16 protein-coding genes are annotated in these 16,851 nt (G+C 37.0%); 9 read left to right on the top strand and 7 right to left on the bottom strand.

Annotated features, from left to right (window positions below; translation table 11 throughout):
* Positions 1–38: 38 nt before the first annotated feature.
* A complete protein-coding gene (rubA, locus tag J536_RS13810; protein WP_000760495.1) occupies positions 39–203 on the bottom strand; it encodes a rubredoxin RubA in 165 nt (54 codons plus the stop codon).
* A gap of 446 nt (positions 204–649) precedes the next feature.
* Here rubA and J536_RS13805 point away from each other — a divergent pair, with 446 nt between their 5' ends.
* Entirely contained in the window at positions 650–1,090 is a 441-nt protein-coding gene (locus tag J536_RS13805) for an SRPBCC family protein (RefSeq protein WP_032063135.1), read from the top strand.
* A gap of 15 nt (positions 1,091–1,105) precedes the next feature.
* On the opposite strand, the gene J536_RS13800 is transcribed toward J536_RS13805, so the two are convergent.
* Positions 1,106–1,594 carry a YqiA/YcfP family alpha/beta fold hydrolase gene (locus J536_RS13800; protein WP_014206073.1) on the bottom strand — a complete coding sequence of 163 codons (489 nt, stop codon included), beginning with the start codon at positions 1,592–1,594 and terminating at the stop codon, positions 1,106–1,108.
* Between the two features lie 256 nt (positions 1,595–1,850).
* Between J536_RS13800 and lysS the strand changes: the two genes are divergently transcribed.
* The 6 genes from lysS to J536_RS0104505 all read left to right on the top strand — a co-directional run bounded on the left by lysS (position 1,851) and on the right by J536_RS0104505 (position 8,397).
* Entirely contained in the window at positions 1,851–3,380 is a 1,530-nt protein-coding gene (gene lysS / locus J536_RS13795; protein WP_002117806.1) for a lysine--tRNA ligase, read from the top strand.
* A 185-nt stretch (positions 3,381–3,565) separates the two neighbouring features.
* Complete coding sequence (locus J536_RS13790; protein WP_002117621.1) at positions 3,566–5,020, top strand: capsule assembly Wzi family protein; 1,455 nt, start codon at positions 3,566–3,568, stop codon at positions 5,018–5,020.
* Positions 5,021–5,273: 253 nt separating this feature from the next.
* Positions 5,274–5,405 (top strand): hypothetical protein, encoded by a 132-nt coding sequence (locus J536_RS25170; RefSeq protein ID WP_002117520.1) that lies wholly within the window; start codon positions 5,274–5,276, stop codon positions 5,403–5,405.
* Positions 5,398–6,306 (top strand): sulfate adenylyltransferase subunit CysD, encoded by a 909-nt coding sequence (gene cysD, locus J536_RS13785; protein ID WP_000140408.1) that lies wholly within the window; start codon positions 5,398–5,400, stop codon positions 6,304–6,306. The genes J536_RS25170 and cysD overlap by 8 nt, the downstream gene beginning before the upstream one ends.
* A 30-nt stretch (positions 6,307–6,336) precedes the next feature.
* Positions 6,337–7,950 (top strand): sulfate adenylyltransferase subunit CysN, encoded by a 1,614-nt coding sequence (gene cysN, locus J536_RS13780; RefSeq protein WP_032056838.1) that lies wholly within the window; start codon positions 6,337–6,339, stop codon positions 7,948–7,950.
* 90 nt (positions 7,951–8,040) lie between these two features.
* The gene (locus tag J536_RS0104505) at positions 8,041–8,397 is read left to right on the top strand and encodes a hypothetical protein (RefSeq protein ID WP_032056837.1); all 357 of its coding nucleotides are present in this window, start codon (positions 8,041–8,043) and stop codon (positions 8,395–8,397) included.
* 48 nt (positions 8,398–8,445) lie between these two features.
* On the opposite strand, the gene J536_RS13775 is transcribed toward J536_RS0104505, so the two are convergent.
* A complete protein-coding gene (locus tag J536_RS13775) occupies positions 8,446–9,003 on the bottom strand; it encodes a DUF2239 family protein (RefSeq protein WP_080776927.1) in 558 nt (185 codons plus the stop codon).
* A gap of 213 nt (positions 9,004–9,216) precedes the next feature.
* Here J536_RS13775 and J536_RS13770 point away from each other — a divergent pair, with 213 nt between their 5' ends.
* The gene (locus J536_RS13770; protein WP_002117749.1) at positions 9,217–9,729 is read left to right on the top strand and encodes a hypothetical protein; all 513 of its coding nucleotides are present in this window, start codon (positions 9,217–9,219) and stop codon (positions 9,727–9,729) included.
* A gap of 42 nt (positions 9,730–9,771) precedes the next feature.
* Here J536_RS13770 and J536_RS13765 read toward each other — a convergent pair whose 3' ends face one another.
* The 3 genes from J536_RS13765 to J536_RS13755 form a co-directional block, all read right to left on the bottom strand.
* On the bottom strand, positions 9,772–11,109 hold the full coding sequence (locus J536_RS13765) for a CitMHS family transporter (RefSeq protein WP_002117607.1): 1,338 nt from the start codon (positions 11,107–11,109) through the stop codon (positions 9,772–9,774).
* A gap of 569 nt (positions 11,110–11,678) precedes the next feature.
* Positions 11,679–13,004, bottom strand: a complete 1,326-nt coding sequence (locus J536_RS13760; RefSeq protein WP_002117726.1) for a hemolysin family protein — start codon at positions 13,002–13,004, stop codon at positions 11,679–11,681.
* Positions 13,005–13,127: 123 nt separating this feature from the next.
* Entirely contained in the window at positions 13,128–14,117 is a 990-nt protein-coding gene (locus J536_RS13755) for a LysR family transcriptional regulator (protein WP_004703082.1), read from the bottom strand.
* Between the two features lie 587 nt (positions 14,118–14,704).
* On the opposite strand from J536_RS13755, the gene J536_RS13750 reads away from it, so the two are divergent.
* The gene (locus J536_RS13750) at positions 14,705–16,309 is read left to right on the top strand and encodes an isocitrate lyase (RefSeq protein ID WP_002117581.1); all 1,605 of its coding nucleotides are present in this window, start codon (positions 14,705–14,707) and stop codon (positions 16,307–16,309) included.
* A gap of 56 nt (positions 16,310–16,365) precedes the next feature.
* Here the strand turns inward: J536_RS13750 and J536_RS13745 are convergent, their stop codons facing one another.
* Positions 16,366–16,836 (bottom strand): copper resistance protein NlpE, encoded by a 471-nt coding sequence (locus J536_RS13745; RefSeq protein WP_005070596.1) that lies wholly within the window; start codon positions 16,834–16,836, stop codon positions 16,366–16,368.
* Positions 16,837–16,851 lie beyond the last annotated feature (15 nt).

Genomic DNA, 16,851 nt, shown 5'->3' with positions numbered 1-16,851 from the left:
AAAAGACCATGTCAATCATGGCCTTTTGCTTTAAATCATTAGATTTCGATCATTTCGAAGTCAGCTTTTGAAACGCCGCAATCAGGGCAAGTCCAGTCATCAGGGATATCTTCCCATTTTGTTCCAGCTGCAATGCCGTCTTGTGGCCAACCCTCTGCTTCATCGTAAATCCATCCACAAACGATACATTGATATTTTTTCATGAGACTCTCCGCACTGATAAGTTTGCTCAAAGCTGCCTTTCAGTAAAACTATTCCATCTATTAATAATGTAACCACGATCCGGTCAATAATAACCAATGTGCCTTTGATCGGATATCAAATTTTTACGCAGTTCTACATTTAATGTAAAGCAAATAACGGAGTTTAATCATTCGTAAGCAAAGATGAATGGCAGGTTAGGACAAATAAGTGGTTTTTTAGGCAAAACTTGAGCATAAATTAATAATAACTAATACATTCTTAACGTTAATTTTAAACTTAATCTTGTTTGTGAAATTATTAAGAGATAAAAAGTTTCTGCTCATTTAAAACATTTATATAATAAGAAAGCTAAATAACAACAAATAAAGATTCAACAGATGTCATCATTAAACGCGAAAATTAAAATTCGGCAGTATAAGAACGGAATAAATCAGGGAAGTTAAGTATGGAAAATTTAGTATACGAAGTAGAAATTGAGGCACCTATAGAAAAAGTATGGGAATTACTTTGGAATAACGAGACATATAATGCTTGGACAAAATTTTTTGCTCCAGATTCCTCAATGCGTACCGATTGGCAAATCGGTGGCAAAACTTATTTCCTAGATGGTGAAGGCAATGGCATGGTTTCCACCATTGAAGAATTGAAAAAGCCGGAAATCTTGATTTTTAAACATTTAGGAATGATTAAGGATGGTAAGGAAGATTTAGAAAGTGAAGAAGTTAAAGGCTGGAGTGGTTCTCTAGAAAAATATTTTTTAAGCCAATACGATAATGTAACTACTTTAAAAGTTGAATTAGCCACCTTACCTGAATATATGGGTATGTTGAAAAGTGGCTTCGTTCAAGGTTTTGAGGTGATTAAGAAATTAGCAGAAGAAAAATAGGCAATCGGCATCAATTTAAGCCAAATATTTTTTATAAATTTTCATAATCAAATCATTGATACGAGAAGGGTAGGCCAAACGATGATGTCCGCCTTCAAAGGTTTCAATATTCATGTAGGGTGCAAGTGTTTCTTGAACCTGATACATATCAAGTTGCTCATCTCCTAATTCTAAATAAGCCATTTTAGGATTAGAGAGGGTAAGTTCCTCTTCGGAAAGCTGAGGATAATCAGGTCGAAAACTAGGCGTAAGACTTGGATTTGCCACAATCACAGCTAATTTATGTTGAGCGGCAGTTTTTAAGGCCCAATATCCTCCAAGGCTGTGACCAACCAGTAAATCTGGTTTAATCGTCTGAATAGCCTGATGATAGAAGTACTCAACAGACGCATAACTTAGGTTACGATAATCAACGTCAATACAAAATTTTTCAGGATGTAAAATGGCGTGGAACTTTGTCGATTCACGAGAAGAATCCAAGCCATGTAAAAATAGAATTTTCATTATTTACGACACAATCTCATTGATAAAATAAAAGGCAAAAAGGGCCTTTGAATATCGAGGTTATTTGGATTTTTTTATATTTTACTAAAAGCTTTAAAAAATGATCTTAGCGATTGGTCTAAGTCATTTTGCCTTTAAAAAGTACGGCTCGTTTCCATAAATTGTCTTTTTTCATTTTTGTTTGATTGAAATCATTCGAAAAACTCCTGCAATCTGTTAAGCTATGCCACTTCATTTTTACTTAATCGAGGCAGAGATGACGCAACAAAACGCTCAATCGACTTCTGAACCAACTATTTCCGAAAACGATTTAATTGCACAGCGTCATGCCAAATTAAAGCAAATCCAAGATGTTGCAAAGGAAACTGGAAAGAGTCCTTGGCCAAATACTTTTAAGCGTGAACATTACGCAGCTGATCTACAAGAACAATTTAAAGATCAGTCGAAAGAACAAATTGAAAGCGCTGAGCATGTCTATGTAAAAGTGGCCGGCCGTGTCATGTTAAACCGTGGTTCTTTCATGGTGATTCAAGACATGACAGGTCGTATTCAGTTATATGTTGACCGTAAAGGCTTACCAAAAGATATTCTTGAAACCATTAAAGGTTTAGATCTCGGTGACATTATTGCTGCCGAAGGTTATATCGGACGTTCAGGCAAAGGTGACTTATATGTTCATCTTGAAGGTTTTGAACTTCTTACAAAATCTCTTCGTCCGTTACCAGATAAATTTCATGGCTTAAATGACACAGAAGTTAAGTACCGTAAACGCTACCTTGACTTAATTGTGAATGAAGAAACACGTAAGACTTTTGAAATCCGTGCCAAAGTTGTTGCAGGTATTCGAGCATTCTTAAACAATGAGCGTTTCATGGAAGTTGAAACGCCAATGATGCATGTGATTCCAGGTGGTGCTTCTGCACGTCCATTCGAAACACATCACAATGCTTTGGATATGCCTTTATTCTTACGTATTGCGCCTGAACTTTATTTGAAGCGTTTAGTTGTGGGTGGTTTTGAGCGTGTGTTTGAAATCAACCGTAACTTCCGTAATGAAGGGGTGTCAACACGTCACAACCCTGAATTCACGATGATCGAGTTTTATCAGGCATATGCTGATTATAAAGACCTAATGGCATTGACTGAAAATATGCTTGAAAAGTTGGCTTTGGATATTCTAGGTACAACTGATGTTCCTTACCAAGGTGAAGTATTTAGCTTCAAAGGACCATTCAAGAAAATCTCTATGTTCGATGCGATCTTAGAGAATAATCCGCAGTTCACACCTGAAAATGTAGGTGATCGCGAGTTTCTTGCAAAATTTATTCGTGAAGAGTTGAAAGAAGAGGTTAAGCCAGGTTTTGGTTTAGGTAAGCTTCAAACAATCGTATTTGAAGAAACTGTTGAAACTAAACTTCGTCAGCCAACATTTATTACTGATTACCCAGCGGAAACTTCTCCATTGGCGCGTCGTAATGATGACAATCCACACGTTACAGATCGTTTTGAATTCTTCATCGGTGGTCGTGAGTTAGCAAATGGCTTCAGCGAGTTAAATGACCCAATCGATCAAGCTGAGCGTTTCCAAGCGCAAGTTGCTGAAAAAGACGCTGGTGATGATGAAGCAATGCATTACGATGCAGAGTTTGTTGAAGCACTTGAATATGGTTTACCTCCAACAGCAGGTGAAGGTATTGGTATTGACCGTTTGGTTATGTTATTTGCTGACGCACCAAGTATTCGTGATGTAATTTTATTCCCGCATATGCGCCGTAAAGAAGGTTAATCTTCTAAGATGCAAAAAGGCAGTATTTATACTGCCTTTTTTATTACTTTTTATATCTAGAAACTTACCTAATTATACTAATCTTAAGATAGCGTTAAAAAATGTAATTGCACAGTTTAACAATTGCAAAGTTGTGATAAAAAATTTAAGGTGTTGCTCATAAATAACTTTGAGAATTGGCTGGCATGTTTCTAAGAAAAACACTTTCAATTGCAATATTGGCAACTGCTTCATCCGCTATTTTTGCACAAGGTTTAGTGCTAAATAATGAAGACTTACGTACCGACTTAAACTGGTTAAATCAACAAGGTGTTATCAGTATTAGCACTTCAACTTGGCCGTTAAGTGGTGATGAAATTCAAAGAGCACTTTCTCAAGCAAAAGTGACGCATCCAGCTCAACAAAAAGTTATTAATTCAGTACTTAATGCGTTAAAAGCAGATAACAATACAGTTAAAGTGGGTGCTTTTGCTGAATCTGATATTAAAAATATTCCACAAGCATTTGGCGATAACCAAAAATCACAGTACCAAGGTTCATTAGAGTTTAATGCTGGCGGTGAAAACTGGGACGCTAAAATCCGAGTAAATGCAGAAAAAGACCCACAAATTGATAATGGTCAAGATGTCAATGTTGAGGGTTCATATGTCGCTGGTAAACTTTGGAATCAATGGGTAGTTGCAGGTCAAATTCCAACATGGTGGGGACCTGGACATGATGGTAGCTTAATTCGTGGTGATGCAAGTCGACCAGTTTATGGGGTAACTGCACAACGTGCTGTGCAAAATGCTTTTGAGACAAAATGGTTGTCTTGGATTGGACCTTGGCAATATCAAGCTTTTGCTGGTCAATTAGATGATTATAAAATACATAATGCAAAATTAATTGGGATGCGTTTAACTGCACAACCATTTCCTGCTTTAGAACTTGGTGCTTCTAGAGCGATTCAAATTGGTGGAGATGGTCAGCCAAATAGTTTTAAAGCCTATTGGAATGCGATTATCGGTAAAGATAATGGTTGTACTGAAAGTAGTTGTGTAGGCGAAGATAATGCATCTAATCAGTTAGCAGGTTTTGATGCTCGTTTACAATTACAACCGTTGTTTAATATCCCAGTCAGTGTTTACGGGCAATATGTAGGGGAAGATGAGGCGGGTGGTTTACCATCTAAAAAAATGTATTTGGCTGGAGCAGATTATTCTTCAATAGTTAATAATATGCCTTATCAACTCTATGCTGAATGGGCAGATACACGTACAAATGGTGATGCAAGAGGGATTTCATATAATCACCACCAATATACAGATGGCTATTATCAACATGGTTTCTCGTTAGGTCATGCGATGGGTGGTGACGGGCAAATGTATTCGGTGGGTGGCGATATCCGCTTTGATGTCATGAACCGTTTAAGTGGTCGCGCTATGGTGGTTAAAGTTAACCAATCTAACTTGGCAATCAATAAAGCATTCCCTAAAGATGATGAAATTAAAGCACTTGATTTAACGTGGACGCATTTCATCAAACCTGATCTTCCATTAAAAATTAATGGATGGGTAAGTGATTCGGATCTTGAGGGTAATGATGCAGGTGCATCTATTGGTGTTGAAATTCCATTAGAACGTAAAATGTTTGGTTTCTAAGATTAGATCATGTTTTAGAAAAGAGAAGCGATTAATGCTTCTCTTTTTTATGGCTTTTAAAGAAAACTAAAGACTAGAACATGATTTGCTTAAGTTGGTTACACAAGCTAGGATTACAAAGTTATGCAAGTGAATCAGCATATTACATGTATATGATTAAATCGAATATCAATATGAAAAAACAAGCAAAAGGAATCGGTTTTAAATCACTATAATGCATAACTAATGCTATAAGCCATATAAAGGCTTGTGGTTGGATTATCTATCACGAAAAATTGGAGTTGTTATGGCACTCGTTCCTCCACATGGTCTTCTAGGTGGTGGTTTAATACTACTTCTAGATTTTATGGGCAAAATGGATAGAGAAGGACGTGTTCATGACTGAATCAAGACTCACACATCTCAAACAGCTTGAAGCGGAAAGCATTCATATCATCCGTGAAGTTGCTGCAGAATTCGAAAACCCAGTCATGCTTTACTCAATTGGTAAAGACTCGGCTGTTATGCTTCATCTTGCGTTAAAAGCATTTTATCCAGCTAAACTTCCATTCCCATTATTACATGTAGATACGGGTTGGAAATTTAAAGACATGATCGCGTTTCGCGATAACATGGCAAAAACTCATGGTTTTGACTTAATTGTTCATCAGAACAAAGAAGGCCGTGAAGCTGGGATCAACCCATTTGATCATGGTAGTTCAAAATATACCGATATTATGAAAACCCAAGCTTTAAAACAGGCTTTGGATAAATATCAATTTGATGCTGCTTTTGGTGGTGCACGTCGTGATGAAGAAAAATCACGTGCAAAAGAGCGTGTTTACTCATTCCGCGATAGCAAACACCGTTGGGACCCGAAAAACCAACGCCCTGAACTTTGGAATCTTTACAATGGTAAAGTGAACAAAGGTGAAAGTATTCGTGTATTCCCTTTATCTAACTGGACTGAGTTGGATATCTGGCAATATATCTATTTAGAAAATATTCAAATCGTTCCTCTTTATTTCTCTGCTGTTCGTCCAGTAGTAGAGCGTAGCGGTACGTTAATCATGGTTGATGATGAGCGTATGCGTCTAAAAGAGGGTGAAGTTCCACAGATGAAGTCTGTACGTTTCCGTACGCTTGGCTGTTACCCGTTAACTGGTGCAGTTGAGTCTGAAGCAGATACGTTACCTGAAATTATCCAAGAGATGCTTTTAGCCACGAGTTCTGAGCGTCAAGGTCGTATGATTGACCATGATGAAGCGGGCTCAATGGAAAAGAAAAAGCAAGAAGGCTATTTCTAAGACAATTTCTAAATTTGTGGAGTTTGAGCAATGTCTCATCAATCAGAATTAATCAGTCAAGATATCTTGGCCTATTTAAAGCAACATGAACAAAAAGACCTTCTACGCTTTTTGACTTGCGGTAACGTAGACGATGGTAAAAGTACGCTTATTGGACGTTTACTCTACGATTCAAAATTGATTTATGAAGATCAATTGCAAGCTGTAACGCGAGACAGTAAAAAAGTAGGAACTACGGGTGATGCACCAGACTTGGCGTTACTAGTAGATGGCCTTCAAGCAGAACGTGAACAAGGTATTACCATTGACGTAGCATACCGTTATTTCTCAACAGAAAAGCGTAAGTTTATTATTGCGGATACTCCAGGGCATGAGCAATATACACGCAACATGGCAACAGGTGCGTCAACTGCGGACTTGGCAATCATCCTGATCGATGCACGTTATGGTGTACAAACTCAAACTCGTCGCCATACGTTTATTGCAAGTTTGCTTGGTATTAAAAATATTGTTGTTGCAATCAATAAGATGGACTTGGTTGAATATTCACCTGAGCGTTTCACTGAAATTCAGATTGAATATGATGCTTTCGTAAGCCAATTAGGTGATCGTCGTCCAGCCAATATTCAGTTTGTACCAATCTCTGCCTTAAATGGCGATAATGTTGTGAATCCGTCAGCTCATACGCCGTGGTACAAGGGTCAAACCTTGATGAGCATTCTTGAGTCGGTGGAAATTAGTCGTGAATCAAACAAACACGAATTCCGTTTCCCTGTTCAGTATGTAAATCGTCCAAACCTTGATTTCCGTGGTTTTGCGGGTACTGTTGCTTTAGGTGAAATCAATGTTGGTGATGAGATTGTTGCACTGCCATCAGGTAAGCGTTCAACAGTTAAAGAAATCGTTACTTTTGATGGAAACCTTGAGCAGGCTGTAGCGGGTCAAGCGGTTACATTGACCCTGAATGATGAAATTGATATTAGCCGTGGTAACGTTTTGGTACGTGCTGGCGAGCAACCGTTAATTTCACGTAGTGTTCGTGCTTCAGTGGTGTGGATGAATGAACATCCGCTCGTGAAAGGTAAGTTATACAACGTTAAGATTGGTACCCAGACTGTTCCTGCTAAAGTCACTAATATTCACTATCGAGTGAATGTGAATACACTTGAACATACTCATGTGGAAGAGCTTGAGTTAAATGCAATTGCAGATGTTGTAGTTGAGTTCGATGCGCCAGTTGTGTTTGATCAATATCAAGATTCTCGTTATACAGGTTCATTCATCTTCATTGACCGCTTAAGCAACGTAACTGTTGGTGCAGGTATGGTTGAGGCTGCTGTTGAATGGACTGCACATAGCAATCCTGTAACAGCTGAAGATCGTGCTGCACGTTTGGGCCAAAAGCCAGCGGTGATTGGGATTTCTGCACAGTTAATCGAGAAAGCTCAAGTTTTAGAAAGTTTATTGATCCAACAAGGTGTAGTTGCGATTGCAAAAGCCAACTTAACTGCTGATCAAATTACTTTATTGCGTGAGACAGGTGTTGTAGTTATTACTACGGCTGTGGATGGTACAGATACAGAAGTTACTGCTGAAACCGTTGAAGAGGCAGCTGAAAAAGTTGTGGAATTAGTTCGTCTTTAATAGACTGAATTGATTTTGAAAAAACCCGCGTAAGCGGGTTTTTTTGTATTGTGTATACTCTATATTTTTATATAACTACATCTCTAATATATGAAACTTGAAACCCTTAATAAAAATGCTGAATTCTATATCGCTTCACTAGCTTTGGGAGTTTTAGAGGGAATGAAACAGGGAATTCTTTCTCCTGAAGCTGGAATATGGTCTTTAGCAAGGTCGAGCTTTTCTAATGAACTTTTAAAATCTACAATAATTTCTAACGATCTAAAATATGTAATCGCATGTTTTGATGAGATTGATGCTTTATCTAGCTTTGATGGAGGAGAGGTAAAGCAACAGCAAATGATTGATGAATTGAAAGAGAGATGTCTAAGTTGTTTGCAGGGGGTTGATTATAAAAATCTTGATATGAAAATGACATCTTCAATAAATGATGAAGATGATTTATAGATTATGTCTGATTGTTCCGCTTATCAAGAAGCTGGAATAATCAAAAAATTAAAAAATATTTTGGGTTTTTTGAATCAGATGCTCTTTTATATCTTTAGGATAGTTCTGAATCATCTTTAAAAATATATCTCGATCACCTTGATATAAGGCACGTGTTGCTTCTTCGTAATTTGGCATATTGCCCAACATGGCAGACATAAAACGGTCGATGGCTTGTTTAGCGAGCATAATATTACCTTCAGAATTTGAGTTATTTAACTCTTTATCAATTAACTTACGAATTACTGCTGATGCACTCGCACTTTGTTGATCTAACCAATCCCAATGTTTTTTCTGTAAAGTGATTTCACGAGAAATTACTCCGAGTTTAGGTCGTCCAACTTTTTTAATTTCTTCTGGTTCAGCATAACGTTGTTGAATTTCCTGTTCCGAACCAGAAAGATCAAGATCAATTTGTTGACCTGTTTGATCATTAAAAATCAGAATATTTTCCGTTGTTTTCGGAAGATCTTTGAGTTTTTTTGCAAGTTCAATAAGGGAGTCACTCGCAATAAGCGTGCTTCCAGTGAAGGCAGTATAGGTGATTTTAGTATTCATTTTAGCCATATATTTTTATCTGGGTAAAATAATATTATCAGGGTAAAATTAATTTGGCAAATAATTAAAATTATAACCAAAGAATTATTTGATTTTATGAGTGTAGTCGATGAAGTTAGGACTATAAAAATAGTCAAGATAATGAGCTATTTAAAATTTTACTCTGCTTTAGTATTGCTTTTATGAGAGAATACGCCTTTAGTTGTATGTATAGAGACTCCTATGTTTGAGCAATCTCCTGAATCTTTAAGCGATATCGAAATTTTAGACATTTTACAGTCGATGAAAAAAGATAAGCTAGATACGGAAGCAAATGAGATCATCCGTAACGGGGGAAAAGCAGGACGCCAGGAAGCACATAAACAGGCTTTAGTGGCACTGAATACAAATTTTGAAGAAAAGTTTGTAGAGGCAGTTACTCTTGCACTAGGTTTAAATGCAGCTCAAGCTAAAAAAATTCGCTATAAAAAAGATCGAATTCGTATTTTAAAAGCGCGTGGTATTGATTATTTAGCTATTGATGGTGCAGAAACAGCGCAAGTTTTGGCACAAATTTCACAAGCGATTGTTCGAGAAGATGCAATAGTTACTCATGACTTACATGACATCTTCCCATTTTGGAAAGAAGGTTGGCCAATGGTGCAATTTGATAATGCCTATAAAATTTTAGAAGAAGATATTAGCTTGCACTTTCATGCGTTCTTAGACGCCATGATTGAGTATATAAATAAATAAAAATAAAAGCCCCGTTTGGGGCTTTTATTTTTAGGGGAATAATTAAAGTGTACTAAAGAGCGGGAAAACGCCAATCACTAATGCGGTGCCCATCAAAACCATACATGTTATAAATGCCCATTTAAATGTGAACTTTTGATGATCTGCAAAGTCAACTTTAGCAAGACCGCATAACAAGTAAGTTGATGGAACAAGAGGCGATAGTAAGTGTACTGGTTGACCTACAATTGATGCACGAGCAATAGCTTCTGGGCTAATACCGTAATGTGAAGCCGCTTCAGCAAGAATTGGTAAAACACCATAGAAGAATGCATCATTTGACATAAAGAATGTCAAAGGCATACTGACTAAAGCGGTAATCGGTGCAAGATATGGACCCATGCTTGGAGGAATCATTGCGACGAATTCTTTAGACATCGCCTCAACCATACCTGTACCAGATAGAATACCTGTGAAAATACCTGCTGCGAAAATTAAACCTACAACAGCTAAAATACTATCTGCATGCATTGCGATACGCTTTTTCTGCATATCAACATCTGGATAGTTAATCAGCATTGCAATACAGAACGCTAGCATGAATAGCACTGACATTGGCAAAATGCCTTTGATTAATGCAATCATGAGAATAATAGTAAGTACCATATTTACTTTGCGTAAATGTGGACGCGTCGCTTCAGGATCTTTCGACACGGTAATATTGTCACCATGATGACTTTCAAGCTCAATCACGCCTAAACGTTTTTGCTCATAGCGGCCATATAAATATGCCAAGAAGAATAACCAACCAATACTAATGATCATTGGAAGGATCATTGGTACGAAAATATGGCTTGGATCAACTTGTAACGCACTTGCAGCACGAGCAGTAGGACCACCCCATGGCGTTAGGTTCATTACACCACTACATAAAAGCATAAGCGCAGTCATGATGAGTGTGTTCATTCCTAGACGTTGATAAAGTGGCAACATTGCAGCCACACAGATCATATAAGTGGTTGAGCCATCACCATCTAAAGAAACGAGAGTGGTTAAAAAGACAGTTCCTAGAGTAATTTTTAAAGGATCGCCTTTAACTTTTTTCAAAATCCATTTAACCGGTGGGTCGAAAAGACCTGCATCGATCATTAAGGCAAAATACAAAATTGCGAATAAAAGCATTACGCCAGTTGGCGCTAATTTTTTGATGCCATCCAGCATCATCTCACTGAGACCTTTAAGTTCAATGTGACTTAAACTTTCAAAGTAATGACCTAGGCCCCAAGCAATGAGAGAAAAAATAAACGGGATGAGAATTAAAGCAATAATAGGGCTTAAACGTTTGGACATGATTAAGTACATGAAGCACAAAATCATGCCAACACCAAGTAATGTCAGCATACAATCAATCCTTTGCCTATAGTTTTACTGAACAAGTTTATTCAAAACTCTGACCTTGGTTATTCTTATTAATTTTTATTAAAAAGACAAATAATATATTTAGTTTATTTGGTTAATATATATTCATTTGGATGGGTATATTTAGATGAAATACTGAACATATATATTAAGGTTATAATGGTTTTATAATAAATGAATGCTATTATAAAATAATATAAAGGTATTATAAAAATAAAAATTATATGGCATTTTTTTTAATTATATATATTTTGATGATTGAAATGAGAAGAAGAAGCATTTAGGGGCTTACTTTGAGCTAAGCTACATAAGTTTGTTTGCAATTTAAATGAGGCTTAATCGCTTTATAAGCAGTTAAGAGATATAGATTATTTTATTAATTTTCAGTATTTAAGCTTTAATAGAGTTGTTAAATAAAATAATAATACTTTTAGATTAAAAGAGCAAATTGAATAAATGAATCTAAAATAATTATTACATATATTTAAAAAAGTTATTTAGTTTTAAAAAAATACCCCAGCTAAATTGTGGGGTATTTAAATTAATAACGATTAGTTTTCATCAATTGATGAGTGGGTTTCGGTTTGTTCTAAAATTCGAGTTACAAGAAGTTGGTCAATTTTAAAATGGTCGACATCGACAACTTCAAATTTATATCCACCAAATTCCACAAAATCTGCTGGACGTGGAATTTTGCGTAAACGGTACATCATGAAACCTGCGAGCGTCTCATAGTTTTCTTCATCAGGCATTTCATCAATTTCAAGAGCATGTCTTAGGTCATCAATTGGTGTGCTGCCATCAATTAACCAAGAGTTATTATCACGTTTAATGATTTGCTGCTCTTCTTCAATAGGAGTAACCCAATCACCCATAACTGTAATCATGATATCGCTTAGCGTAATCACTCCTACAACAAGTGCATATTCATTGATAACGACAGCAAATTTCTCTTTTGTAGAACGAAAACGGTCAAGTAGTTCAGAGAGTGTGAGAGTGTCGGGAATCATGAGTACAGTACGAATGGTAGACTCATTTAATTGAGTTGGTGATTGATTATTTAAAATGCGTACTAAGAAATCTTTAGCATCAACATAACCAATAACCTGATCAATATTTTCATTACACACTAAAAATTTTGAGTAAGGATATTCTGCTAATTTTTGACGAATACTATCTTCATGTTCGTTTAGGGTGAAATAAACGACGTTTTCGCGTGTCGTCATGCTTGAAGGTACAGTACGTTCTTCTAGTTCAAAAACGTTCTCAATAAAATGGTGTTCTTGTTTTTGAAGTACGCCTGCTTGAGCACCTGCATCCATGACCGCTGAGATATCATCAAAAGTAATGTTATCTTCGCGTGTTGTATTGACTTTAAACAAGCGAAATAACAGATTCGCAATAGCATTAATTCCCCAAGCTAAGGGTTTACACACCTTAATAAAAACTTGAATCGGGTTAATAACGCTAATTGCAATTTTTTCAGGTGCAATCATTGCCAAGCGCTTTGGCATAAGATCGGCAAATAAAATAAATAGAGAAGTTACTAAAGTGAAGGAGAGGGCAAAACCGATAGTTTGTGTCCATGGACCTTCATAAAAGCGGTCAACTAAAGTGACAAAAAAGGGACGAAAAGCAGCTTCACCCAAAATACCGCCTAAAATTGCAACTGCATTTAGGCCAATTTGAGAAGCTGCAAAAAAATCGGCAGATTGTTCTTGTAGATCAAGTACTTGTTGGGCACGTTCTTCGCCAGCTTCGGCTAAAATTTTTAACTTTACTTTTCTGGCACCAGCCAATGCAATTTCAGTTAAAGATAAAAAGCCTGCTGCGATGATGAGCAGTACGATGATAATGATATTTTGAAAGAGACTCACAAATCACCCGAGGTTCATCATTATTATGACTATGTTTTAACACAAAAAAGCGCTGAGGTAATCAGATTGATTGCTCAGCGCTTGAAGATAATGTCTAAAATCGACAATTGAATCAAAATTTACTTAATAGTGAGAAAATTGCGAATTGTTGGTTAGAAATTCACGATTTTCTTCTTCAATCATTTGACGAGCAACAAATAAAATAAGTTGGCGTAACCAGCGATGAGCTGGATGATGATGTAATAACGGGCACCAAGCCATTTTAAGTTCAAATTCTGGAATATAAAAAGGAGGATCCTTTATAACCAGTTTTGGATTTTGAGTTTGTAGGCGTGCCATTCGAGTTGGAAGGGTGGCAATCAAGTCAACATTTTGAGCAAGTAATGCTGGCATTTGGTAGTGACGCGTAAATACAGAAATTTTACGACGTTGACCAATACGTTCTAATGCCTGATCGATCCAGCCTAAACCGCCTTGTTTATCTGGATTTACACCAAAGCCTACACCCATACCTGTTTTAGAAACCCAGATATGTTGCGCATCTAGATAACTTTTTAGATTCAAATGGGTTACAGCAGGGTGTTTGTCATTAAGAATACAGCTGAAACTATCACGCCAAACTAAAACTTGGTGGAAACTTTGCGGTATTTCATTAAATCTATTAATTGCAAGATCAACTTTACCTTGTTCCATGTCTCTATAAGACACATCACTTGGTGTAAGAAAGTCGAGTACAACATTTGGAGCTTCAGAGCGTAGAGCTTTGACAAGACGAGGAACTAAAGTTGCCTCGGCATAGTCAGATGTCATAATGCGGAAAACGCGATTACTTGTATAAGGGCGGAATTCGGTACGGGGTTCCAAAATCATGGAAAGATCAGAAAGGGCATCACGAATACGAGGTTGTAATTCAAGTGCACGTTCTGTTGGGGTCATCCCTTCGGAAGAACGGATAAGAAGCGGATCATTAAATAAATTACGTAAGCGACGTAAAATATTACTCATTGCAGGCTGAGTTACCCCAAGCTGTTCGGCTGCGCGCGTAACATTTTTTTCACGAAGAAGTACATCAAGATATATTAATAGATTAAGATCTACTCGCTCCAGATTCATAAAAAAAATACCGAAAATAAAACCCTGAAATTGTTTCAAATTATGCCATATTTAATGATCATTGTGTGAAAAAATGATGAGAAAAGCGACATTTTTTGTAGGAATTAAGTAGGGTGGAAAGGCGTTTCAAAGGCACGATTTTACTGTCTTTGCTCAGTTTTGAATGAAAGAAATCTAAATAGAATATATTTATGAATAACTTCTCAATTTCTAGCATATCAATTGACTTTTTGCATTGGCAAAAATAGCCTAATTTACAATTGACTTTTAGATTTAAAAATGAGTGGAAAATCTCCAAAAATTGTATGAAAATAAGACTTATGGATTTTTTAGAATAAAACTCTATACTCCTTTAGGATAATTTTATTTTTATAAACAAAGTGTTAAAGTTTTTGGTTTTATCTATAATATCGATTTATTGGTATATTTTTTAAATAAATACTGAAGATTAACAAAGGATATTGGATTAATTGATTGGCTAAGTCTAAGCTGTGTTCATGAGGAAGCAGCTGGTGTCATAAGAAATTTAAGTAACGTGACTCTAGGCTTCAATCGATGAAATCCTAAAATGAATACAGGACAATATCATGACTACATATCAAACAGCGATTGATGCAGTACGTCAATTAAAAGCAAAATTCGGCAATACTTGGGCAGACATTAGCCCAGAAGATGCTGCTCGTATGCAACTTCAAAACCGTTTCAAAACTGGTTTAGATATTGCTAAGTATACAGCTGCGATTATGCGTCGTGATATGGCTGAATACGATGCTGACTCAAGCAAATACACTCAATCATTAGGTTGCTGGCATGGTTTCATCGCACAACAAAAAATGATTGCGAACAAAAAATATTTCGGTACTACAAGCAAACGTTATATCTACCTTTCTGGTTGGATGGTTGCTGCTCTTCGTTCTGAATTTGGTCCACTTCCTGACCAATCTATGCACGAAAAAACTTCTGTTCCTGCATTGATCGAAGAAATCTATACTTTCTTACGTCAAGCTGATGCAAAAGAATTAAACGATTTATTCCGTGCGCTTAAAAAAGCACAAGAAGCTGGTGATACTGCTAAAGCAGCTGAAATCACAGCTCAAATCGACAACTTTGAAACTCACGTTGTGCCAATTATTGCGGACATCGATGCTGGTTTCGGTAACGAAGAAGCAACTTACCTACTTGCTAAGAAAATGATCGAAGCTGGGGCTTGTGCGCTTCAAATCGAAAACCAAGTATCTGATGCTAAACAATGTGGTCACCAAGCTGGTAAAGTAACTGTTCCACACGAAGACTTCATCGCTAAGATCCATGCATTACGTTATGCATTCTTAGAAATGGGTCTTGAAGAAGGTATCATTGTTGCGCGTACTGACTCTGAAGGCGCTGACTTGACTCAAAAAATCCCAGTGGTTAAAGAGCCAGGTGACATCGCTTCTCAATACATCAGCTACTTAGATACTCAAGAAATTGACATTGCTGATGCTCAAGAAGATGAAATCTTAATCAAGCGTGATGGTAAATTACACCGTCCTAAGCGTTTACCTTCTGGCTTATATCAGTTCCGTGCTGACACTCAAATTGACCGTGTTGTACTTGACTGTGTGTCTAGCTTACAAAATGGTGCTGACCTTCTTTGGATCGAAACTGCGACTCCAAACGTAGAAGAAATCGCACACATGGTTAACCGTGTTAAAGAAGTTGTTCCAAATGCTAAGCTTGTTTATAACAACAGTCCATCATTCAACTGGACTTTAAACTTCCGTCAACAAGCTTACGACCGTTGGGTTGCTGAAGGTAAAGACGTTTCTGCATATGACCGCGCTAAATTAATGAGTGCTGAATATGACAACACTGAATTAGCTGCTGATGCTGATGACAAGATCCGTACTTTCCAAGCAGATGCTTCTCGTGAAGCGGGTGTATTCCATCACTTGATCACACTTCCGACTTACCACACTGCTGCTCTTTCTACTCATGAGCTTGCACAAGGTTACTTCGGTTCTGAAGGTATGTTGGCTTATGTTGCTGGCGTACAACGTAAAGAAATCCGCGGTGGTATCGCTTGTGTTAAACACCAAGCAATGGCGGGTTCTGACATCGGTGATGATCACAAAGAAATCTTCTCTGGTGACAATGCTCTTAAAGCACATGACGATGCTAAAAACACAATGAACCAATTCGCAGCTCACTAAGAATTGATTCATAAAAAAACCCGCTCAAATGAGCGGGTTTTTTTAATTATTAAAAATTATTTTTTCAAAACATAGTGTTCGGCTAAAGAGCCTTCAACTTTTTTACCTTCCATATCTAAAGCAGTTGCAGTATTTTCACCAATAAAGAATTTACGGTTTTGGCCTTTATCATCTAAGGTAATGACTGAAGTATTATCTTTGTCGAAAGTAAAGGTACCATGGGTTTCAAATGGGTTTGTATCACCTTTACCAAGATAAGTTTCGGTCAGCTCGTAGGTTTTATCATCTTTAAGTTCTAATTCAGTTTTAATACCTTCACAGTCCGCACATGGGAGAGTGCCTTTATATGTGCCGTCCCAATCGAGTGAGTTTTCAGCTGTGTGTGCGGTATCTACAGCATTATTATTTGCTTCAGTGGTTTGCGCTGGAGCAGATGCTTGAGTTGTCGTCTCGGCTTTATTTTCATTTTTGCTACAAGCGGCAAGAAGGATACTTAAGAGTGCTACTGATAATAATGTTTTTTTCATGATGATCTAAACCTC

Origin of the sequence: Acinetobacter sp. 809848, from assembly GCF_000581275.1 — a bacterium.
In the GTDB taxonomy this organism is placed as follows: domain Bacteria; phylum Pseudomonadota; class Gammaproteobacteria; order Pseudomonadales; family Moraxellaceae; genus Acinetobacter; species Acinetobacter pittii.
This window is presented reverse-complemented; position numbering and strand designations above follow the sequence as displayed.

What these genes read in the sequence shown, in the direction of transcription:
- rubA (WP_000760495.1), bottom strand. Translation starts at nt 203, where the DNA reads ATGAAAAAATATCAATGTATCGTTTGTGGATGGATTTACGATGAAGCA.
- J536_RS13805 (WP_032063135.1), top strand. Translation starts at nt 650, where the DNA reads ATGGAAAATTTAGTATACGAAGTAGAAATTGAGGCACCTATAGAAAAA.
- J536_RS13800 (WP_014206073.1), bottom strand. Translation starts at nt 1,594, where the DNA reads ATGAAAATTCTATTTTTACATGGCTTGGATTCTTCTCGTGAATCGACA.
- lysS (WP_002117806.1), top strand. Translation starts at nt 1,851, where the DNA reads ATGACGCAACAAAACGCTCAATCGACTTCTGAACCAACTATTTCCGAA.
- J536_RS13790 (WP_002117621.1), top strand. Translation starts at nt 3,566, where the DNA reads ATGTTTCTAAGAAAAACACTTTCAATTGCAATATTGGCAACTGCTTCA.
- cysD (WP_000140408.1), top strand. Translation starts at nt 5,398, where the DNA reads ATGACTGAATCAAGACTCACACATCTCAAACAGCTTGAAGCGGAAAGC.
- cysN (WP_032056838.1), top strand. Translation starts at nt 6,337, where the DNA reads ATGTCTCATCAATCAGAATTAATCAGTCAAGATATCTTGGCCTATTTA.
- J536_RS0104505 (WP_032056837.1), top strand. Translation starts at nt 8,041, where the DNA reads ATGAAACTTGAAACCCTTAATAAAAATGCTGAATTCTATATCGCTTCA.
- J536_RS13775 (WP_080776927.1), bottom strand. Translation starts at nt 9,003, where the DNA reads ATGGCTAAAATGAATACTAAAATCACCTATACTGCCTTCACTGGAAGC.
- J536_RS13770 (WP_002117749.1), top strand. Translation starts at nt 9,217, where the DNA reads ATGTTTGAGCAATCTCCTGAATCTTTAAGCGATATCGAAATTTTAGAC.
- J536_RS13765 (WP_002117607.1), bottom strand. Translation starts at nt 11,109, where the DNA reads ATGCTGACATTACTTGGTGTTGGCATGATTTTGTGCTTCATGTACTTA.
- J536_RS13755 (WP_004703082.1), bottom strand. Translation starts at nt 14,117, where the DNA reads ATGAATCTGGAGCGAGTAGATCTTAATCTATTAATATATCTTGATGTA.
- J536_RS13750 (WP_002117581.1), top strand. Translation starts at nt 14,705, where the DNA reads ATGACTACATATCAAACAGCGATTGATGCAGTACGTCAATTAAAAGCA.
- J536_RS13745 (WP_005070596.1), bottom strand. Translation starts at nt 16,836, where the DNA reads ATGAAAAAAACATTATTATCAGTAGCACTCTTAAGTATCCTTCTTGCC.